The sequence below is a fragment of the Mycobacterium sp. NGS48 genome, assembly GCF_059812585.1.
On sequence record NZ_JCALCY010000009.1, the window covers coordinates 113,543 to 133,361 of the forward strand.

The 19,819-nt window shown below is 66.7% G+C and carries 19 protein-coding genes; 15 read left to right on the top strand and 4 right to left on the bottom strand.

From position 1 onward, the window contains the following. Position 1: 1 nt before the first annotated feature. Entirely contained in the window at positions 2–796 is a 795-nt protein-coding gene (modA, locus tag AC5Y42_RS16990) for a molybdate ABC transporter substrate-binding protein (RefSeq protein WP_499899758.1), read from the bottom strand. 186 nt (positions 797–982) lie between these two features. Here modA and AC5Y42_RS16995 point away from each other — a divergent pair, with 186 nt between their 5' ends. Beyond that, the gene (locus AC5Y42_RS16995; protein WP_499899759.1) at positions 983–1,660 is read left to right on the top strand and encodes an SDR family oxidoreductase; all 678 of its coding nucleotides are present in this window, start codon (positions 983–985) and stop codon (positions 1,658–1,660) included. Positions 1,661–1,691: 31 nt separating this feature from the next. Here AC5Y42_RS16995 and AC5Y42_RS17000 read toward each other — a convergent pair whose 3' ends face one another. Further along, positions 1,692–1,925: a DUF7218 family protein gene (locus AC5Y42_RS17000; protein ID WP_499899760.1), complete on the bottom strand. Its 234-nt coding sequence runs from the start codon at positions 1,923–1,925 to the stop codon at positions 1,692–1,694. A gap of 198 nt (positions 1,926–2,123) precedes the next feature. On the opposite strand from AC5Y42_RS17000, the gene AC5Y42_RS17005 reads away from it, so the two are divergent. The 5 genes from AC5Y42_RS17005 to AC5Y42_RS17025 all read left to right on the top strand — a co-directional run bounded on the left by AC5Y42_RS17005 (position 2,124) and on the right by AC5Y42_RS17025 (position 6,078). Beyond that, positions 2,124–3,512: an NAD(P)/FAD-dependent oxidoreductase gene (locus tag AC5Y42_RS17005; protein WP_499899761.1), complete on the top strand. Its 1,389-nt coding sequence runs from the start codon at positions 2,124–2,126 to the stop codon at positions 3,510–3,512. 477 nt (positions 3,513–3,989) lie between these two features. Then, positions 3,990–4,289 (top strand): PE family protein, encoded by a 300-nt coding sequence (locus AC5Y42_RS17010; RefSeq protein WP_499899762.1) that lies wholly within the window; start codon positions 3,990–3,992, stop codon positions 4,287–4,289. Between the two features lie 17 nt (positions 4,290–4,306). Continuing rightward, positions 4,307–5,437 (top strand): PPE family protein, encoded by a 1,131-nt coding sequence (locus AC5Y42_RS17015; protein WP_499899763.1) that lies wholly within the window; start codon positions 4,307–4,309, stop codon positions 5,435–5,437. A 48-nt stretch (positions 5,438–5,485) separates the two neighbouring features. After that, positions 5,486–5,782 (top strand): WXG100 family type VII secretion target, encoded by a 297-nt coding sequence (locus AC5Y42_RS17020; protein WP_499899764.1) that lies wholly within the window; start codon positions 5,486–5,488, stop codon positions 5,780–5,782. An 11-nt stretch (positions 5,783–5,793) separates the two neighbouring features. Continuing rightward, on the top strand, positions 5,794–6,078 hold the full coding sequence (locus tag AC5Y42_RS17025; RefSeq protein ID WP_065012885.1) for a WXG100 family type VII secretion target: 285 nt from the start codon (positions 5,794–5,796) through the stop codon (positions 6,076–6,078). A gap of 13 nt (positions 6,079–6,091) precedes the next feature. Here the strand turns inward: AC5Y42_RS17025 and AC5Y42_RS17030 are convergent, their stop codons facing one another. Together AC5Y42_RS17030 and AC5Y42_RS17035 are read right to left on the bottom strand one after the other, a co-directional pair. Continuing rightward, a complete protein-coding gene (locus AC5Y42_RS17030; RefSeq protein ID WP_499899784.1) occupies positions 6,092–6,496 on the bottom strand; it encodes a PaaI family thioesterase in 405 nt (134 codons plus the stop codon). Positions 6,497–6,647: 151 nt separating this feature from the next. Then, the gene (locus AC5Y42_RS17035) at positions 6,648–7,430 is read right to left on the bottom strand and encodes an iron reductase (RefSeq protein WP_499899765.1); all 783 of its coding nucleotides are present in this window, start codon (positions 7,428–7,430) and stop codon (positions 6,648–6,650) included. A 237-nt stretch (positions 7,431–7,667) separates the two neighbouring features. Between AC5Y42_RS17035 and AC5Y42_RS17040 the strand changes: the two genes are divergently transcribed. The 9 genes from AC5Y42_RS17040 (at position 7,668) to AC5Y42_RS17080 (ending at position 19,800) form a co-directional block, all read left to right on the top strand. Then, positions 7,668–8,096 (top strand): BlaI/MecI/CopY family transcriptional regulator, encoded by a 429-nt coding sequence (locus AC5Y42_RS17040; RefSeq protein WP_065012883.1) that lies wholly within the window; start codon positions 7,668–7,670, stop codon positions 8,094–8,096. Between the two features lie 14 nt (positions 8,097–8,110). Next, the gene (locus AC5Y42_RS17045) at positions 8,111–9,058 is read left to right on the top strand and encodes a M56 family metallopeptidase (RefSeq protein ID WP_499899766.1); all 948 of its coding nucleotides are present in this window, start codon (positions 8,111–8,113) and stop codon (positions 9,056–9,058) included. A 105-nt stretch (positions 9,059–9,163) separates the two neighbouring features. After that, positions 9,164–10,621, top strand: a complete 1,458-nt coding sequence (gene gnd, locus AC5Y42_RS17050) for an NADP-dependent phosphogluconate dehydrogenase (protein WP_499899767.1) — start codon at positions 9,164–9,166, stop codon at positions 10,619–10,621. A 25-nt stretch (positions 10,622–10,646) separates the two neighbouring features. After that, the gene (locus tag AC5Y42_RS17055) at positions 10,647–12,083 is read left to right on the top strand and encodes a GuaB1 family IMP dehydrogenase-related protein (protein ID WP_499899768.1); all 1,437 of its coding nucleotides are present in this window, start codon (positions 10,647–10,649) and stop codon (positions 12,081–12,083) included. Positions 12,084–12,276: 193 nt separating this feature from the next. Continuing rightward, a complete protein-coding gene (locus AC5Y42_RS17060) occupies positions 12,277–13,653 on the top strand; it encodes a hemolysin family protein (RefSeq protein ID WP_499899769.1) in 1,377 nt (458 codons plus the stop codon). After that, positions 13,646–14,698, top strand: coding sequence for a hemolysin family protein (locus tag AC5Y42_RS17065; protein ID WP_499899770.1), 1,053 nt, complete (start codon positions 13,646–13,648; stop codon positions 14,696–14,698). Before AC5Y42_RS17060 ends, AC5Y42_RS17065 begins: the two co-directional genes overlap by 8 nt. After that, entirely contained in the window at positions 14,691–15,563 is an 873-nt protein-coding gene (locus tag AC5Y42_RS17070; RefSeq protein WP_499899771.1) for a 3-methyladenine DNA glycosylase, read from the top strand. Before AC5Y42_RS17065 ends, AC5Y42_RS17070 begins: the two co-directional genes overlap by 8 nt. A gap of 59 nt (positions 15,564–15,622) precedes the next feature. Then, positions 15,623–17,812, top strand: a complete 2,190-nt coding sequence (locus AC5Y42_RS17075; protein WP_499899772.1) for a malate synthase G — start codon at positions 15,623–15,625, stop codon at positions 17,810–17,812. Beyond that, entirely contained in the window at positions 17,812–19,800 is a 1,989-nt protein-coding gene (locus tag AC5Y42_RS17080) for a substrate-binding domain-containing protein (RefSeq protein WP_499899773.1), read from the top strand. The genes AC5Y42_RS17075 and AC5Y42_RS17080 overlap by 1 nt, the downstream gene beginning before the upstream one ends. Positions 19,801–19,819: the final 19 nt, after the last annotated feature.

The following is a 19,819-nucleotide window of genomic DNA, read 5'->3' on the forward strand; positions in this document are numbered from 1 at the left end:
GTCAGGGCTTCTTGAAGCCCGCCTGATCCAAGATCTTCTGGCCGGGCTCACCGGTCACCAAATCCACGAACTTCTGCGCCAACGAAGGCTGCGGCGCCTTCTTGAGCACCGCGATGGGATAAACGTTCACCGCGTCGGCGGCCTCAGGAAAGTCGACGGTGGTGACCTTGTCGGCGGCATTGGCCGCGTCAGTGAGGTACACCAGGCCGGCGTCGGCCTGGCCGGTAACGACCTTGTTCAGCACGTCGGTCACATTCGGTTCCTCGCTGACCGGGTTGAGCTGCACGCCCGCTTTGTCTTCGATTCGCCGCGCCGCGGCTCCGCAGGGCACCGGCTGCTGGCACACCACCACGTTCAATCCCGGCTTGGTGAGGTCGGCGAACGACGTCACACTCTTCGGGTTGCCCGGAGCTGTGACGATCACCAGGGTGTTGGATGCGAAATCGACCGGTGTGCCGGCGATTAATCCGGCGCCGGCGACAGTATCCATTTGCGCGGTGTCCGCCGACGCGAAAACGTCTGCGCTGGCGCCCTGGGTCAATTGGGTGGCCAGATCCGAGGACCCGGCGAAGTTGAAATCGACGTTCGCGCCGGGATTGTCGGTCTTGAAGCGCTCGCCGATCTCAGTGAACGTCGGCTTCAGTGAGGCTGCGGCGAACACCACGATCGACTGAGTTGCCGGAGCCGGCGACTTCGACGACGACGGTGCCGGCGATGGGGTTCTGGAGCCACAGCCGGTCAGACTCGCCACCAGGGTCAGCACAACACAACAGGCCATCAGCCATATCCGACGCATGCGTCAAACCCTAACCCGGCCAGGCGGGAAGGACCGGGGTGCGGCGTGGCGAGGCGCAACCGTTACCCAAATGGTGTGCGAGTTGTTCCGCGTCTGGAGTTCCACCGCTAGCTACCGTCCAGTAACATCGACTGAAATCGAGGCGAAGTGCCCGTAACCGGGTTCAGCGTTGAACACGAGGAGGACATGGCAGTGGAGGTGCTAGTCACCGGAGGCGACACCGAACTGGGTCGCGTCGTCGCCGAGGGCTTTCGGGATGCTGGTCACCAGGTCACGATTGCAGGTGCACGGCGCGACGACCTCGAGGTGGCCGCCAAGGAACTCGATGTCGACGCGATTGTCTGCGACACTATTGACCCGGCCAGTCTGACCGAGGTTCGCGGGCTGTTCCCCCATCACCTCGACACGATTGTCAACGTGCCGGCGCCAAGCTGGGACGCCGGTGACCCCCGCACCTACTCAATTGCCGATCTGGCCGCAGCCTGGCGCAACGCGCTGGACACCACCGTGCTCTCGGCGGTGCTGACCGTGCAGGCGGTGGGCGATCATCTGCGCTCCGGTGGCTCGATTGTCAGCGTGGTGCCGGAGAACCCGCCCGCCGGCAGTGCCGACGCCGCAATCAAGGCAGCGCTGGCCAACTGGGCCGCCGGCCAGGCGACGGTTTTCGGCACGCGCGGAATCACCGTCAACGCCGTCGCCGCCGGCCGCAGCGCCCACGCGGGCTATGACGGTCTGACCAGCATGCCGCCGACGGTTGCCGCTGAGGTCGCCCGGATGGCGCTGTTCCTGACCACGCCGGCGGCGCGGCACATCACCGGTCAACTGCTGCACGTCAGCCACGGCGCGCTGGCTCACTTCGGGTAGGCGATTCGCCGGCCCCAATTCTGTTCGTCGATCAGCTCGACTTCTTGCCGCCTTTTCGGCCGGCGGCCTTTTTCTGAGACTGATTTCCGCCGCTGCCGCTACCGCTGCTGCGATTGCTTTGACTGCTGCCCGAACTCTTGCCGCCGCGGCTGGACGACCCCGGGGAATTCGAAATCGCCGCGGCCCGTGACTTGCTCATCCCTTTTTCGCGCAAGCCCTCGTATTGCTTGTCGTTCTTGACGCTGGAACCGTGATCCTTCGCCACTGTGTCCTCCTCTGACTTCCTTTGCTGCGATTACCCGATTGCGGACTCGGACACACCAGCAAGTGCGGCCGCAGAAGCGGCGCGTCACACCCGGTGGTTGCGGTGTGGCTGATCACACAGCGTCGGCGTCGATCAGTGCCCGGGCGGGCGACTACCGTGTTAATGAACGCAGTCGCCGTCGAGGAGCAACCCGCAAACATGAGTGCCCAACCCGAAGACACTGCTGCATCAGGTCGGCGGCACCAGGTCGTCGTCATCGGATCCGGATTCGGCGGACTCAACGCGGTCAAGAAACTGAAAAGGGCCGACGTCGACATCAAGCTGATCGCCCGCACCACCCATCATCTGTTTCAGCCGATGCTGTACCAGGTGGCCACGGGCATCGTCGCCGAAGGAGCGATCGCTCCCCCGACCCGTGTCATCCTGCGCAAACAACGCAATGTCCAGGTCCTGCTCGGCGACGTCACGCATCTCGACCTGTCCGGCAAGTACGTCGTGTCGGAGCTGCTCGGTCACACCTACGAGACCCCGTACGACAGCCTGATCATCGCCGCCGGCGCCGGTCAGTCCTACTTCGGCAATGACCATTTTGCCGAGTTCGCCCCAGGCATGAAGTCCGTCGACGACGCGCTGGAGTTGCGGGGCCGGATCCTGAGCGCGTTCGAGCAGGCCGAGCGGTCCAGCGATCCTGAGCGGCGTGAGAAGCTGCTGACCTTCACCGTCGTCGGCGCCGGTCCCACCGGCGTGGAAATGGCCGGGCAGATCGCCGAGCTGGCCGAGTACACGTTCAAGGGAGCGTTCCGCCACATCGATTCGACCAAGGCGCGGGTAATCCTGCTCGATGCCGCTCCCGCGGTGCTGCCACCGATGGGCGACAAACTCGGTCAGAAGGCGGCGGCGCGCTTGGAGAAAATGGGCGTCGAGATCCAACTCGGCGCAATGGTCACAGACGTCGACCGCAACGGCATCACGGTCAAAGACTCCGACGGCACCACCCGGCGCATCGAATCGGCCTGCAAGGTGTGGTCGGCCGGGGTGTCCGCCAGCCCACTGGGCAGGGACCTGGCCCGGCAATCCAGCGTCGAACTCGACCGAGCGGGACGGGTGAAGGTGTTGCCCGATCTCTCGATTCCGGGTCACCCCAACGTTTTTGTGGTCGGCGACATGGCGGCCGTCGACGGCGTTCCCGGGGTGGCGCAGGGCGCCATCCAGGGGGCGAAGTACGCCGCAGGCACCATCAAGGCCGAACTCGAAGGCGCCGATGCGGCCGAGCGGGAGCCGTTCCAATACTTCGACAAGGGCTCGATGGCCACGGTGTCGCGGTTTTCGGCGGTCGCCAAGATCGGTCCGCTGGAGTTCGGCGGGCTGTTCGCCTGGCTGGCGTGGTTGATGCTGCACCTGGTGTACCTGATCGGCTTCAAGAACAAGATCACCACGGTGCTGTCCTGGACGGTGACCTTCCTGAGCGGTAAGCGCGGCCAGCTCACCATCACCGAGCAGCAGGCCTTCGCCCGCACCCGCCTCGAGCAGCTGGCCGTATTGGCTGCCGAGGCGCACCAAGGCGAGGCCGCCAAGGCCGCCAGCTAGCGCGTATTCCGCATAACAGGAGATGCCGGGAGTCCGCTAATGACTGCGCGCTCCATTAGCAAAGCGGATGGGATTTTGCGAAATCAGATCGGCCGTATTGGCGTTAAATTCACGTTACATATCTTTCACCGCTCGGCGAGGGCGGAAGGTTAAATCTGGTCGCCACATCGTGCCCCGCCGCCCATGCCGCTGTGACGCAAGGTGCGTGAGTGCACGTTGTGCGCTCGGGCCGCAATGGCGACCACCCAGGGAATTTCGCGCGTCACATTGCGTGTCTTGGCTCGTCAGAGACTCCTCAGTGCTGCGGCCGGCATCGCCATGGCGGCAGGGGCCGCGGTCCGCTTCGGCGGTAACGACCCGCGCACGCAGCGACGTTAAAACGCCGTTAACCAGGTTAAGAAACGGTTAACGCACTTTCACAACTGCCGTCCGGCTAGGTAGTTATTGGAGCCGTTGTCTTTAGTAAAGGAGAAGTCATTGTCTTTCGTAACCACACAGCCCGAGGCGCTGATGGCGGCAGCCGGTAACTTAAGCGGTATCGCGTCTGGGCTGGCGGCCCGAAATGCGGCGGCAGCTGCGCCGACGACCGGGGTGGTTCCGGCAGCCGCCGACGAAGTATCTGTGCTGACCGCCGCACGGTTCGCTGCGCAAGCCCAGATGTACCAGTCCGTCGGTGCTCACGCTGCGGCCATCCAGCAGATGTTCGCGGAAAACCTCACTGGCAGCGCGGCCACCTACGCGGCCACTGAGGCAGCCAACGCGATCGCTGCGGGCTGACGTAGAGACGGGCAGGTATGGATTTCGCAGCGTTGCCGCCGGAGATCAACTCCGGCCGCATGTATGCCGGTCCCGGCTCGGCGCCGATGTTGGCCGCCGCGGTCGCCTGGGACGAACTGGCCAACGACCTTTACGCCACCGCGGCCAACTACGAGGCGGTGGTCTCGGGGCTGGCCAGCGGACCGTGGGTGGGTGCCTCATCGGCGTCGATGGCCGCGGCGGCCGCACCGCACACGGCGTGGTTGAGCGCTACCGCCGCACAGGCTCAACAAACCGGCGTTCAGGCCAAGGCCGCGGCGGCCGCCCATGCGGCCGCTTATGCGATGACGGTGCCCCCGCCGGTGATTGCCACCAACCGGACTGAGCTGGTGACGCTGGTAGCCACCAACATCCTCGGGCAGAACGCCCCGGCCATCGCGGCCAACGAGGCCGATTACGCCGAGATGTGGGCCCAGGACGCCGCCGCGATGTATGGCTACGCCGCGGCCTCGCAGACCGCTTCCCAGGTGACACCGTTCACGGCACCGCAGCAAACCACCAATCCCGGTGGGACGGCTGCGCAGAACGCGGCGGTCGCCCAGGCTACCGGTACGTCGGCCGGGCACGCCTCGGTCTCGCAGGCGCTGCAGGCAGCAGCGCCAACGGGGTCGATTCCGGGTCTCGATACTTTGGGGTCGCTTTCGGACATCTGGGCCCTGCCTCAGGACGCCCTCTTCGATACCGCGATCATTGCCGCGTTCTTTCCCGAATATGCCATTGCCGGTGCCGCGCTCCCGTCTCCCTTAGGTCTGGGAGCGACGGCGCCCGCCGCCGCGGCGGCAGCTGTGCCATTGGGCCTCACGCCGGTGGAGGGAGCCCCCGGCCTGGCGGGGGCATCGGTGTCCGCCGGTATCGGCCGGGCGACCTCCCTGAGCGGCATGTCGGTGCCGCAGGGCTGGGCCACCGCGGCCCCGGAGATGCGTCTGGCCGCCGCCGAGTTACCGATCGCCAATGTGGTTGCGACAGAAGGCGGCATGCTCGGCGGGATGCCGTTGTTGGGCGGGGCGCCGCTGATGACGATGTCCGGGCGTGGCATGGCTGACTCCCGTCGCCGGGATCCGGAGGAGGCTAAGCGCAAGGCCAAGGGACGACGATCAACCATGCGGTGACTCGATCACCGCAACAATCTCATTCGCTGATTTCTGAAGGAGACTTCAATGACTACCCGGTTTATGACCGACCCGCACGCGATGCGGGATATGGCGGGCCGTTTTGATGTACACGCCCAGACCGTCGAGGACGAGGCCCGCAAAATGTGGGCGTCGAGCCAAAACATCGCCGGAGCCGGCTGGACCGGGACCGCCCAGCTGACCTCTCACGACACCATGGGCCAGATGAACACCGCGTTTCGCAACATCGTCAACATGCTCCACGGCGTGCGCGACGGGCTGATCCGCGACGCCAACAACTACGAATCCCAAGAACAAGCGTCCCAGCAGATCCTGAGCAGCTAGGAGAACCCGCCATGACCATCAACTACCAATTCGGTGACGTCGATGCCCACGGCGCGCTGATCCGCGCCCAGGCCGCCTCCCTGGAAGCCGAACACCAGGCCATCGTCCGCGATGTGCTTGCTGCCGGCGACTTTTGGGGCGGCGCGGGCTCGGTGGCCTGCCAAGAGTTCATCACCCAACTGGGCCGCAATTTCCAGGTGATCTACGAACAGGCCAACGCCCACGGCCAAAAAGTCCAAACGGCCGGCAACAACATGGCCTCCACCGACTCCGCCGTCGGCTCCAGCTGGGCCTGAGAGCCGCTCGGACTCAACTCGGCGGTGCCGCCAGGTTCTGCAGCCGCACCTGACCGCGGGCGACCATCCGCCCGTCGTCGCCGGTCACGGTGACCACCCATAGTTGCTGAAGCCGGCCGCGGTGCAGCGGCTCGGCGACCCCGTAGACCGTGCCGCTGCCGATGGCACGCAGGAAGTCGGTGTTGTTGTTGACGCCGACGACGGCACCGCCGCCATGGGCGGCCAGCCAGGTGTAGGCGGCCACACTGGCCATGCTCTCGACCATCGAGCAGTACACGCCACCGTGCACGATTCCGAACGGCTGCAACAGCTTTGGCTGAACTTCGAGCTGCGCGCGAGCGCCATCGGGGCTCAGCTCGGTGAACACCAGCCCGATTTCCTTGTCGAACGGTGCGTCGGCGTCGGTGAGGCTTGGCACAGCTTCCACGTCCTTGTGTCTACACCATTCGATGTTCGACTCCCCGAAACGGGCGAGCCCCGCGCACCAGGCACGGGGCTCGCCGATCGAGTAGACCGGGGGTCACTGCAGCCCTCAGGACTCTGCCGCGGTCATCATCGCTCGATGCCAGTCAGCATAGGCAAGGCTGCCCTAATTTCGCAAGAGCTCCACGCCGCCGGTTGGAATGGCCACGCACCGGCAGGCCGAAACCCAGCAGTGCGTCGAGCACCGCTTGGCCGCGCCGCATCCCGGTCAGCTCACTGGCTGCGGCCAGTTGCGGCACCTGTGTCGCTGCCGTCACCACGGCCGTTCCGACGATGTGCCACATTGCCGCCACCGAAAGCGCGCCGTCGCTGACCGTATGCAGCTTGGCGAACAGCGGCGCCAGTGTGCGGTGCCCGCGATGTGCGACCCAGGTGGCCAACGCAGCCTCGCCGGGAAACTGCACCACGGTGTCTCGTTGCCGGCGTTGGTCAGCCCGGGTGAAGCAGGGATCGTCGGGAAGTGCCCGCACCGTCGGATCGACCACGGCCACCCAGTCGATGGCGCCCTCGGTGTCGCTGTGGACCCACAAGTTCTCCAGGCCGATGTCCCACGCCCGCCCCTCGAGCATCAGCAGCGCGACTACCCGCCCGATCACCGTATGGACCAGCGCAGCGGCCAGGTCGCGAGCGGCGAAGTGGCCGTCCATCTCGGCCGCAGCGCCGTCGAACATCACCTGCAGCCGATCGGTGGTGACAACCAACTCCAATGGCCACCACCGGCGCAGCGAGATGTCGGCGAGCACTGCGACGCCGTACACCCGTGGCGAGTGCGGATACAGTTCCCGAAGCCGTCGGCTGGACTCATGCAGCGGCAGCGTCCGGCGGATGGCCATCCCCGCGATCAGTGGGTCGTCTACCGCAATGGCCACCCGCACCTCCTGCTAGTTTGGTTAGGCTAACCATACTAATCTCCGACCAGCCGAGGTGAGACCGTGTGACGACACTCACATCCCCGAAATGCCGGCGATTCCGCCCGCCGTTCCCGCCGGTCGATAGGTCGGGTCACGATAAATCCGGCTGGCGGGGGGTGTTCTCTCAGCGGTTCGGTACGACAGCCGGTAGTAAGCGGGGGTACGCTTACGTCATTGCTCAGGAGATGAACCTATATGGCTAAGCAAACGCGTTTAGGTGACCTCGAACGTGCGGTGATGGATCACCTGTGGTCCGCACCCGAACCTCAAACCGTTCGCCAGGTACATGAAGCGTTGTCAATGCGGCGCGATCTGGCCTACACCACGGTGATGACCGTGCTGCAGCGGTTGGCCAAGAAGAACTTGGTGTCCCAAATCCGCGACGACCGTGCGCACCGCTATGCGCCGGTGCACAGTCGCGACGAACTGGTTGCCGGACTCATGGTCGATGCGCTCGACCAAGCGGCGGACTCCGGTAGTCGTCAAGCCGCGCTGGTGCATTTCGTTGAACGTGTCGGTGCCGACGAGGCAGACGCGCTGCGGCGGGCGCTCGACGAGTTGGAGTCCAGTCACCGTTCCGCGTCCCCATCTGGCCGATCGGCTGGCATTCCACCCGAGAACTGAGGGACACTGGCAGCGTGTCCGCGCTGGCCTTCACTCTCCTCGCGCTGCTGCTGGTCGGCCCCATACCGGCCCTGCTGGCGCGAGCGGCTTGGCCATTGCGTGCGCCCCGCGCCGCCGTCGTGCTCTGGCAGGCCATCGCCGTGGCAGGTGTGCTCTCGGCGTTCAGCGCGGGTATCGCGATTGCCAGCCGGCTGCTGGTGCCCGGACCCGACGGGTGGCCGACGGCTACTTTGGCCGGCGACATCGGGCGATTCGGCTGGCCGCTGTGGGTGCTGGACATTGCCGTTCTCGCCCTCACGCTGTTGATCGGGGCCCGGTTGGTGGCCGCCGTGATCCGTGTGGCGGTGACCACCCGTCGGCGGCGGTCCCATCACCGCATGCTCGTCGACCTGCTCGGCGTCGCACCCGACGTGGTTTCCGCCCGGGCCTGCACCCGGGCCCACGGGCTGCGCATCCTGGAGGTCGCCCAGCCGTTGGCCTATTGTCTGCCCGGCGTCCGCAGTCGCGTGGTGGTCAGCGAGGGAGCGCTGGACTCGCTGACCGACACCGAAGTGGCCGCCATCATCAGCCACGAGCGCGCGCACCTGCGCGCCCGCCACGACCTCGTGCTGGAGGCGTTCACCGCCGTGCACGCCGCCTTTCCCCGCTTTGTCCGCAGTGCCAGCGCGCTGGACGCGGTGCAGTTGCTGGTGGAGCTGTTGGCAGACGATGCCGCGGTACGCGCAGCAGGTCGCACTCCCCTGGCCCGAGCTTTGGTGACCTGCGCGTCGGGCCGCACACCATTGGGTGCGTTGGCCGCTGGCGGCCCGCACACCGTGCTGCGGGTACGCCGGCTGTCCGGGCGAGGCAACAGCCTGTTGCTGGCGACGAGCGCCTATCTGGCCGCAGCCGCGCTGCTGGTGGTGCCCACCGTCGCCTTGGCCGTACCGTGGCTCACCGAACTGCACCGGCTGTTCGCCTAGACCGAAGCCCCGCCTTCGGCGAATACGCTGCGACTACCCGAATCCTGCTGTGCCACAGTGTGTGATGAAACACTTGGACAGGGTCCCGACTTGAGAGGCGAACACATGAGCTCGTCACCATCGAACGCTGCTGCCGGCACTGCGCAGATCGGAGTCACCGGCTTGGCGGTGATGGGTTCGAACATCGCCCGTAACTTCGCCCGGCACGGCTACACCGTGGCGCTGCACAATCGCTCGATCGCCAAGACCGACGCGCTGCTGGCCGAGCACGGCTCCGACGGCAACTTCGTGCGCAGCGAATCGATTCCGGAGTTCCTGGCCGCGCTGGAAAGACCGCGCCGGGTGCTGATCATGGTCAAGGCCGGTGAGGCTACCGACGCCGTCATCAACGAGCTCGCCGACGCCATGGAGCAAGGCGACATCATCATCGACGGCGGTAACGCGCTCTACACCGACACCATCCGTCGCGAGCACGCGATGGCCGAGCGCGGGCTGCACTTCGTCGGGGCCGGCATCTCCGGCGGCGAAGAAGGTGCGCTCAACGGGCCGTCGATCATGCCGGGTGGGCCGGCCGAGTCCTACACATCGCTGGGTCCGCTGCTCGAAGAGATCTCCGCCCATGTCGACGGCGTGCCGTGCTGTACCCACATCGGTCCCGACGGGTCCGGGCATTTCGTCAAGATGGTGCACAACGGCATCGAGTACTCCGATATGCAGCTCATCGGCGAGGCCTACCAGCTGCTGCGCGACGGGCTGGGCCTGACGGCACCGCAGATCGCTGACATTTTCACCGACTGGAACGGCGGCGACCTGGACAGCTACCTGGTGGAGATTACCGCCGAGGTGCTGCGACAAAAGGACGCCAAGAGCGGCAAAGCGCTGGTGGACGTCATCCTCGACGAGGCCGAGCAGAAGGGCACCGGCCGCTGGACCGTCAAATCCGCTCTGGATCTCGGTGTTCCGGTAACCGGTATTGCCGAGGCGGTGTTCGCCCGCGCCCTCTCGGGTTCGGTGGCTCAGCGAAAGGCCGCCGTCGGCCTGGCGTCGGGCCGGCTCGGCGAGCGACCCGCCGACCCGGACACCTTCACCGAAGACGTCCGTCAAGCGCTGTACGCGTCCAAGATCATCGCGTATTCGCAGGGCTTCAACCAGATTCAGGCCGGCAGCGCCGAATACGACTGGAATATCACCCCCGGCGATCTGGCGACCATCTGGCGCGGCGGCTGCATCATCCGGGCGAAGTTCCTCAACCGCATCAAGGAAGCCTTCGATGCCGAGCCTGATCTGGCCAGTCTGGTTGTCGCGCCGTACTTTCGCAGTGCCGTCGAGTCGGCGATCGACAGCTGGCGTCGGGTGGTGTCCGCGGCAACTCAGATGGGTATTCCGATTCCGGGCTTTTCCTCGGCACTGTCGTATTACGACGCGCTGCGCACCGAACGGCTGCCGGCCGCACTTACCCAGGCCCAGCGTGACTTTTTCGGCGCGCACACCTACGGCCGGATCGACGAGCCGGGCAAGTTCCACACGCTGTGGAGCGGCGACCGCAGCGAGGTAAGCGCCTGACCACCAAGGGGGCACAGCAACACCGATGAGGTTTCTGGACGGGCACCGGCCCGCATATGACCTGACCTACGACGACGTCTTCATCGTGCCGAACCGTTCGGACGTGGCGTCGCGGTTCGACGTCGATCTGTCCACCGACGACGGCTCGGGTACCACGATCCCGGTCGTGGTGGCCAACATGACAGCGGTGGCCGGGCGGCGGATGGCCGAAACGGTGGCCCGCCGCGGCGGAATTGTGGTGCTGCCTCAGGACCTTCCGATCACCGCCGTGCAACAGACGGTCGCGTTCGTCAAAAGCCGCGACTTGATTGTCGACACCCCGGTGATGCTGGCGCCCGACGATTCGGTGTCCGACGCGACCGCACTGATCCACAAGCGGGCTCACGGCGCGGCGGTGGTCGTCTTCGAGGGCCGCCCGATCGGCCTGGTCACCGAATCCTCCTGCGAGGGCGTGGATCGGTTCACCCGGGTGCGCGACGTCGTCACCACCGACTTCGTCAGCGCCCCGGTAGGCACCGACTCCCGCAAGGTCTTCGATCTGCTCGAGCACGCCCCGGTCGGCGTCGCGGTGCTGACCGCCGCGGACGGCACGCTGGCCGGTGTCTTGACCCGCACCGGCGCGATCAGGGCCGGTATCTACACGCCGGCCACCGACGCTGCGAACCGGCTGCGCATCGGCGCAGCGGTGGGCATCACCGGCGACGTGGCCACCAAGGCGCAAGCGCTCGCCGAGGCCGGTGTGGACCTGTTGGTCATCGACACCGCGCACGGCCATCAGCTCAAGGCCTTGGACGCCATCAAGGCGCTGTCGTCGCTGGAACTGGGCGTGCCGCTGGTCGCCGGCAACGTGGTGTCGGCTGAGGGCACCCGGGATCTGCTCAGCGCGGGCGCGGCCATCGTCAAGGTCGGGGTGGGCCCGGGCGCCATGTGCACCACGCGGATGATGACCGGCGTCGGCCGCCCCCAATTCTCCGCTGTGTTCGAATGTGCTTCGGCGGCAAGACAACTCGGAGGTCATGTGTGGGCCGACGGCGGGGTGCGGCACCCCCGGGACGTGGCGCTGGCGCTGGCGGCCGGTGCATCGAACGTGATGATCGGATCCTGGTTTGCCGGCACCTACGAATCCCCCGGCGACCTGATGCGTGACCGCGACGACCAGCCCTTCAAGGAGAGTTACGGAATGGCTTCCAAGCGGGCGGTGGTCGCCCGGAGCGCCGCCGACACCGCCTTCGAGCGGGCCCGCAAGGCGCTGTTCGAGGAAGGGATATCGACGTCGCGCATGGGACTGGACCCCGACCGCGGCGGCGTCGAGGATCTCATCGACCACATCACCTCCGGGGTGCGCAGCACATGCACCTACGTCGGCGCGTCGACGCTGGCCCAGTTGCACGAACGTGCGGTCGTCGGGGTGCAGTCGGCGGCAGGATTCGCCGAGGGCCATCCGCTGCCGTTCGGCTGGTGACCGAAAGTGATTACCACTTTCGCTACCATGTGAACTTCAAACACGCAGCTACATCGAGGGAAAGGTACGACGTGCCGCAGGCACCCGTCGAGGCCGCTGGCTTCCGGGCCGAGCCGTCGTGTGCCGACTCCGAAGAGCCCGTTTCTAGCCGGCCGGGCACCGCGCCCGGCGCCCCGCGACGGCAGCACCTCCGATGAATCATCTCGTCGTCACCCTGCTCAGCCTGCTGGCCATCGTGGTCCTCACCGCAGGCACCGCGCTGTTCGTGGCCGCCGAGTTCTCGTTGACCACACTCGAGCGCAGCACGGTGGAGGCCCACGCGCGCAAGGGGACCCGCCGCGACCGCTACGTGCAGCGCGCCCACCACACGTTGTCATTCCAGCTGTCCGGTGCCCAGCTGGGCATCTCGATCACCACGCTGGTCACCGGTTACCTGACCGAACCGCTGGTGGCGGAATTGCCGCATCCCGCGATGGATGCCCTCGGGGTGCCGGATCGGATCGCCCACGGAATCACCGTGTTCGTTTCGTTGGTGATCGTGACGTCGCTGTCGATGGTGTTCGGCGAGTTGGTGCCCAAGTACCTCGCGATAGCGCGCCCGCTGGCCACCGCGCGCGCCGTCGCCGGCCTGCAGCTGCTGTTCTCGCTGGTGTTCACGCTGGCCATCCGGCTGACCAACGGCACGGCGAACTGGATCCTGCGCCAGCTGGGCATCGAGCCGGCCCAGGAATTGCGCTCGGCACGCTCACCGGCCGAACTGGTGTCGCTGGTCCGCACCTCGGCGCGCAGCGGCTCACTGGACCCGGCCACTGCCGCGCTGGTGCATCGATCGCTGCAATTCGGCACGCTCACCGCCGAGGAGTTGATGACCCCGCGGTCGAAAATCGTTGCGCTGCAAAAGGACGACACCGTGGCCGACCTGGTCGCTACCGCCACCGAAACAGGATTCTCCCGATTCCCGATCGTCGACGGCGACCTCGACGAGACCGTCGGTATCGTGCACGTCAAGCAGGTCTTCGAGGTGCCCTCCGCCGAACGGGCGAACACCCTGCTCACCGCTGTCACCCAGCCGGTTGCCGTGGTGCCGTCGACGCTGGACGGCGACGCGGTGATGGCCCAGATCCGCGCCAACGGGCTGCAGACCGCGCTGGTCGTCGACGAATACGGTGGCACCGCGGGCATGGTCACCGTTGAAGACCTGATCGAGGAGATCGTCGGTGACGTGCGCGATGAACACGACGACGCCACCCCGCACGTGGTGGCCGCCGGTAACGGGTGGCGCGTGTCCGGGCTGCTGCGCATCGACGAGGTGGCCAGCGCGACGGGATACCGCGCCCCGGAAGGTGAATACGAGACGATCGGCGGCCTGGTACTCCAGGAACTCGGCCACATTCCGGTTGCCGGCGAAGCGGTCGAACTGGCCGCGTTCGAACCCGACGGCCTGTCGCGAGGGTCGACCCGCTGGCAGGCCCGAGTGGTGGGCATGGACGGCCGCCGCATCGACGTGCTGGAGTTGACCGAGTTGGCCGGTCGCAGCGAGCAGACCCCGGGCGAGGGCACCGATGGCTGATCTCCTGTGGGTACTGGCGACCCTGTTTCTGATCGGTGCCAATGCGTTCTTCGTGGGCGCCGAGTTTTCGCTCATCTCAGCGCGCCGCGACCGGCTCGAAGCGTTGGCCGAGCAGGGCAGGTCCAGCGCCGTCACCGTGATCCGGGCCGGCGAGCGGCTGCCGCTGATGTTCGCCGGCGCCCAGCTGGGCATCACCGTGTCATCGATCCTGCTCGGCCGAATCGGCGAGCCGGCCGTCGCCGACCTGCTGCGGACACCGTTGGACTTGCTGGGCATCTCGCATGCGGTGTTGCACACCGTGTCGTTCGTGGTCGCGCTGGGGATCGTGGTGACGCTGCACGTGCTGCTCGGCGAGATGGTGCCGAAAAACATCGCGATCGCAGGGCCGGAACGGGCAGCGATGCTGCTGATCCCGCCCTATCTGGTGTACGTGCGGGCCGCGCGGCCATTCATCGCGTTGTACAACTGGTGCGCCGGCGTGATTCTGCGGATGCTGCGAGTGCCGCTGCGCGACGAACTCGACGTCACAGTGTCCACCGTCGAGCTGAGCGAGATGATCGCCGAATCGGTGTCGGAAGGTCTGCTGGACCGCGAAGAGCACACCCGGCTGACCCGGGCGCTGCAGATTCGTACCCGCGTCGTCGCCGACGTCGCGGTGCCCGTCGCCGCCATCCGCGCGGTGCCGGTCGCCGAGAAAGGTTGCGGGCCAACGATTCAGGCGGTCGAACAAGCGCTGGCCGACACCGGGTACTCCCGGTTTCCGGTCGCCGATGTGGACGGCGGCTTCATCGGCTACCTGCACATCAAAGACCTGCTGTCGCTCGGCGACGATCCGCGGGCGGTGATCGACCTGGCGGTAGTGCGCCCGCTGCCGGAGTTTCCCGCGTCGATGCCGCTGCCCGAGGCGCTGTCGCGAATGCGCCGCAGCAACAGCCACCTCGCGCTGGCCACCGCAGAGGACGGCGCCGTGGCGGCGATGGTGGCGCTGGAGGATCTGGTCGAGGATCTGGTCGGCACCGTGCGCGACGGGACACATCGTGTCTGAGGTCCTCGATCCCCAGCAGTGGCGGGTACGCGCGGACGCCTATGGCGACCGCGTCGAGGGTTTCCTGGGCTCCCACCGCGTTGGCGAGCCGCATCCGGTGTGGGACTTCTTGTTCAGCTACTACAACTTGCGGCCCAGACAACTGCGGTGCTGGCATCCCGGCTACGGCGTGGTGCTGGCCGGCGGAGACGCGATTCGCCACTACCGCGGCCGGCGCGGCTACACCGTCGGCACCGACGGTGTCACGGTCAGCGACGCCCATCTGCGCAGCCGTTTGGACACGCTTGGGTTTGTGGCGCGGCTGCTGCGGGCGACCGCGCAGCGGCCGGCCCGGCTGAACTGCTTCGGGCTGCACGAATGGGCGATGGTCTACCGCAGCGGCGCCGTCCGCCATGACCGGGTGCCGCTGCGGCTGGGCGCCGAGGGCACCGACGCCGTTGTCGATTCCGAGATCGCCGGGCCGCTGCGCTGCAGTCATTTCGACGCGTTCCGCTTCTTCACCAGCGACGCGGCGCCGCGAAACGCCGGGGCGCCCAGCCGCGCGACGCAGCAGGACTGGGAGCAGCCCGGTTGCCTCCACGCGAACATGGATTTGTATAAATGGAGCTACAAGCTGAGCCCGCTGATCGACTCCGAGCTGCTGCTGGACTGCCTGGAACTGGCCGCTGCCGCTCGCGAAGTCGATATGCGGGCCAGCCCGTATGACTTGCACAGTTACGGGTACGCACCTATCGCCGTCGAGCAGCCCGCCGGCCGTGCCGAGTATGTGCGTTGCCAGAGCGCCATTGCGCAACGCGCCGCGCCGCTGCGGTCCGCGCTGCTGGGGCGGTGTGACCTGCTGCTGCGAGTCGCCGGGTGTCGGTAACCAGGGTGCAGGCCGGTAGGCTGAGCACGAATTTAATTTAGCCAGTGCGGAGGAGAATGATGACAGATCGCGTGCCGGTGGGGAACCTGCGCGTCGCCCGGGTGCTGTACGACTTCATCAACACCGAGGCTTTGCCCGGCACCGACATCGACCCGGACAGCTTCTGGACCGGCGTCGACAAGGTGGTCGCGGACCTGACCCCGCAGAACCGGGAGCTGCTGGCGCGCCGGGACGACCTGCAGGCCCAGATCGACAAATGGCACCGTCATCGTGTCATCGAGCCGCACGACGCCGAGGCGTATCGCCAGTTCCTCACCGACATCGGCTACCTGCTGCCCGAACCGGACGATTTCAGGATTACGACTGCGGATGTCGATCCCGAGATCACCACCACCGCGGGGCCGCAGTTGGTGGTGCCGGTGACCAACGCGCGCTTTGCGCTGAACGCCGCCAACGCCCGGTGGGGTTCGCTCTACGACGCGCTCTACGGCACCGACGTCATCCCGGAGTCCGATGGCGCCGAACAGGGCACCAGTTACAACAAAGTGCGCGGTGACAAGGTGATCGCGTTTGCCCGCAAGTTCCTCGACGACGCGGTGCCGCTGTCATCCGGCTCGTATGCCGACGCCACCGCGTTCAAGGTCGACGACGGCCGGCTGCTGGTCAGTCTGCAGGGCGAGGACCATGATCGTGGCCTGGCCGACCCCGGCCAGTTCGCCGGCTACACCGGCGACGCCGAGTCGCCGACATCGGTGTTGCTGGTCAACAACGGGCTGCACGTCGAGATCCTGATCGACCCGGAGTCGCCGATCGGCAAGACCGACGCCGCCGGTGTCAAGGATGTCGTCCTGGAGTCAGCCGTCACCACGATCATCGACTTCGAAGACGCGGTGTCCGCCGTCGACGCAGACGACAAAACCGCCGCCTACCGCAACTGGTTGGGCCTGAACAGGGGTGACTTGTCCGCCGAGGTGAACAAGGACGGCGACACCTTCACCCGGGTGCTCAACGAGGACCGCACCTACACCGCTCCGGACGGCAGCGAGTTCACCCTGCCCGGCCGCAGCCTGCTCTTCGTCCGCAACGTCGGCCATCTGATGACCAACGACGCGATCGTTGACGCCGATGGCAACGAGATCTTCGAAGGCATTCAAGACGCGCTGTTTACCGGCCTGTGCGCCGTGCACGGAATGAAGACCGGCGACGCGAACGGGCCGCTGCCCAACAGTCGCACCGGCTCGACCTACATCGTCAAGCCGAAGATGCATGGCCCCGACGAGGTCGCCTTCACCGCCGAATTGTTCAGTCGGGTCGAGGATGTGCTCGGGCTGCCGCAGGCCACCCTCAAGGTCGGTGTGATGGACGAGGAACGGCGCACCACCCTCAATTTGAAAGCCTGCATCAAGGCCGCCGCCGACCGGATCGTGTTCATCAACACCGGCTTTTTGGACCGCACCGGTGACGAGATCCACACCTCGATGGAGGCCGGCCCGATGGTGCGCAAAGGCACCATGAAGTCCCAGCCGTGGATCTTGGGCTACGAGGACAACAACGTCGACACCGGCCTGGCCGCCGGATTCGCCGGGCACGCCCAGATCGGCAAGGGCATGTGGACGATGACCGAACTGATGGCCGACATGGTCGAGCAGAAGATCGCCCAGCCGCGTGCCGGCGCCAGCACCGCCTGGGTGCCCTCGCCGACCGCGGCGACCCTGCACGCCATGCACTACCACAAGGTCGACGTGGTGGCGGTGCAGAAGGAACTGGCCGGCGAGCAACGCACCAGCATCGACCAGTTGCTGACGATCCCGTTGGCCAAGGAGCTGGCCTGGGCTCCTGAGGAGATCCGCGAAGAGGTCGACAACAACTGCCAGTCCATCCTCGGCTATGTCGTGCGCTGGATCGACCAAGGTGTCGGCTCCTCGAAGGTGCCCGACATCCACAACGTCGCGCTGATGGAAGACCGTGCCACACTTCGTATTTCCAGCCAGTTGCTGGCCAACTGGCTGCGGCACGGCGTGATCACAGCTGAGGATGTGCGGGCCAGCTTGGAGCGGATGGCGCCGATGGTGGACCAGCAGAACGCCGACGATTCCGCGTACCTGCCGATGGCGCCTAACTTCGATGACAGCATCGCATTCCTGGCTGCCGAGGAGCTGATCCTGTCCGGTGGGCAGCAGCCCAACGGTTACACCGAGCCGATTCTGCACCGGCGGCGTCGCGAGTTTAAGGCCCGCTCGAGTGGCTGATGGGTAGACACAGCATTCCGGATCCCGACGAGTCCGCGGGTGAGCCGCCCGGGGACCGATCGGACGACTACTTCGGCAGCGGGGCGCATTCCGACGCCGACGACTATCCCGACGAGTTTGTGGACGACCCCGGCTTCGCCGACTACGGCGAGGGCATCCCCGACGACCAGTCCTCGGAGGACTATCCCGATTTCGGGCGACGCGGAGAGCGGGCGCCATCTGCGTCGCCGGCCGGCGGCGGCCACAGCGCCCGGGAATGGGTGCGGCGTCATCGCAGCGACGGCGGGCCGCGCGGGGTCAGCATCGGCGTAATTGCCGCGTTGGTCGCGGTCGTGGTGGTGGTCGCCACCGTCATCCTGTGGCGCTTTTTCGGTGACGCGCTCTCCAACCGCTCACACACCGCCGCCGGGCGCTGCGTCGACGGCAAACAAACCGTCGCCGTCGTCGCCGATCCGTCGATCGCCGAACCGGTGCGGCAGTTGGCCGACCGGTACAACGCGTCGGCGACGCCTGTCGGTGACCGCTGCGTGGCCGTCGACGTGAAGCCGGCCGGATCCGATGCCGTCGTCAACGGCTTCGTCGGAAACTGGCCGGCCGACCTCGGTGAGCGACCGGCGCTGTGGATTCCGGCCAGCTCGGTGTCAGCGGCGCGGCTGGTGGCCACCGCCGGGCAGCAAACCATCAGCGACAGCCGTTCGCTGGTCACCTCGCCGGTGCTGCTGGCTGTCCGACCCGAACTCCAACATGCGCTGGGCAGCCAGAACTGGTCGACGCTGCCCGACCTGCAGACCAAACCCGACGCGCTGGCCGGTGTGAAACTGCCGGCTTGGGGCTCATTGCGACTGGCGCTGCCGATCGGCGGCAACAGCGACGCTGCGTATCTGGCAGCCGAGGCGGTGGCGGCCGCATCCGCGCCGGCCGGCGCGCCGCCCACCGCGGGCGTCGGCGCTGTGCGCACCCTGGTCGACGGTCAGCCCAAACTCGCCGACAACTCGCTGACCGAGGCGATGAACTCGCTGCTCAAGCCCGGCGATCCGGCGACGGCGCCGGTGCATGCAGTGGTCACCACCGAGCAGCAACTATTTCAGCGTGGGCAGTCGCTTCCCGACGCGGCCAGCGTGCTGAGTTCGTGGCTGCCGCCCGGACCGGCCGCCGTCGCCGACTATCCGACGGTGTTGCTGAGCGGTTCGTGGTTGTCGCAGGAGCAGATGGCCGCAGCCAGTGCGTTCGCCCGCTTCATGCACAAACCCGACCAGCTGACCGAGTTGGCCAAGGCCGGTTTTCGCGCCGAGGGCGCCAAATCGCCGAGCAGCGACATCACCAGCTTCGCGGCGCTGCCGTCGACGCTGTCGGTGGGTGACGACGCGATGCGGGCCACGCTGGCCGGCGCCCTGACCACCCCGTCGAACGGACCGGCGGCGCTCATCATGCTCGACCAGTCGATGGTCACCGACGAGGGCGGCAAATCTCGGCTGGCCAATGTGGTTGCCGCGCTGAATGACCGGATTCGGGGGCTGCCACCGGCCTCGGTGGTCGGTTTGTGGACGTTCGACGGCAAGGAAGGCCGCGCCGAAGTGTCGCCGGGCCCGCTCGGCGACTCGGTGGATGGTCAGCCTCGGTCGGCGGCGCTGACGGCGACGCTCGACAAGCAATATTCGTCGGCCGGTGGTGCGGTGTCGTTCACCACGCTGCGGTTGGCCTACCAGGCGGCGCAGGCGAATTTCCAGGAGGGGCATACGAACTCGGTGCTGGTGATCACGGCCGGACCGCACACCGACCAAACGCTCGACGGAGCGGGTCTGCAGGACTACATCCGAGCCAGCAGCGATCCGGCCAAGCCGGTTGCGGTCAACGTCATCGACTTCGGCGGCGACCCGGACCGGTCGACATGGGAAGCAGTCGCCCAACTGTCCGGTGGCAGCTATCGCAATCTGGCGACCTCGGCATCGCCCGAATTGGCCAGCGCGGTCAGCACTTTACTGGGCTGACCCGGTGGCTACGGGACCA

What these genes read in the sequence shown, in the direction of transcription:
- modA (WP_499899758.1), bottom strand. Translation starts at nt 796, where the DNA reads ATGCGTCGGATATGGCTGATGGCCTGTTGTGTTGTGCTGACCCTGGTG.
- AC5Y42_RS16995 (WP_499899759.1), top strand. Translation starts at nt 983, where the DNA reads ATGGCAGTGGAGGTGCTAGTCACCGGAGGCGACACCGAACTGGGTCGC.
- AC5Y42_RS17005 (WP_499899761.1), top strand. Translation starts at nt 2,124, where the DNA reads ATGAGTGCCCAACCCGAAGACACTGCTGCATCAGGTCGGCGGCACCAG.
- AC5Y42_RS17015 (WP_499899763.1), top strand. Translation starts at nt 4,307, where the DNA reads ATGGATTTCGCAGCGTTGCCGCCGGAGATCAACTCCGGCCGCATGTAT.
- AC5Y42_RS17020 (WP_499899764.1), top strand. Translation starts at nt 5,486, where the DNA reads ATGACTACCCGGTTTATGACCGACCCGCACGCGATGCGGGATATGGCG.
- AC5Y42_RS17025 (WP_065012885.1), top strand. Translation starts at nt 5,794, where the DNA reads ATGACCATCAACTACCAATTCGGTGACGTCGATGCCCACGGCGCGCTG.
- AC5Y42_RS17040 (WP_065012883.1), top strand. Translation starts at nt 7,668, where the DNA reads ATGGCTAAGCAAACGCGTTTAGGTGACCTCGAACGTGCGGTGATGGAT.
- gnd (WP_499899767.1), top strand. Translation starts at nt 9,164, where the DNA reads ATGAGCTCGTCACCATCGAACGCTGCTGCCGGCACTGCGCAGATCGGA.
- AC5Y42_RS17055 (WP_499899768.1), top strand. Translation starts at nt 10,647, where the DNA reads ATGAGGTTTCTGGACGGGCACCGGCCCGCATATGACCTGACCTACGAC.
- AC5Y42_RS17060 (WP_499899769.1), top strand. Translation starts at nt 12,277, where the DNA reads ATGAATCATCTCGTCGTCACCCTGCTCAGCCTGCTGGCCATCGTGGTC.
- AC5Y42_RS17065 (WP_499899770.1), top strand. Translation starts at nt 13,646, where the DNA reads ATGGCTGATCTCCTGTGGGTACTGGCGACCCTGTTTCTGATCGGTGCC.
- AC5Y42_RS17075 (WP_499899772.1), top strand. Translation starts at nt 15,623, where the DNA reads ATGACAGATCGCGTGCCGGTGGGGAACCTGCGCGTCGCCCGGGTGCTG.
- AC5Y42_RS17080 (WP_499899773.1), top strand. Translation starts at nt 17,812, where the DNA reads ATGGGTAGACACAGCATTCCGGATCCCGACGAGTCCGCGGGTGAGCCG.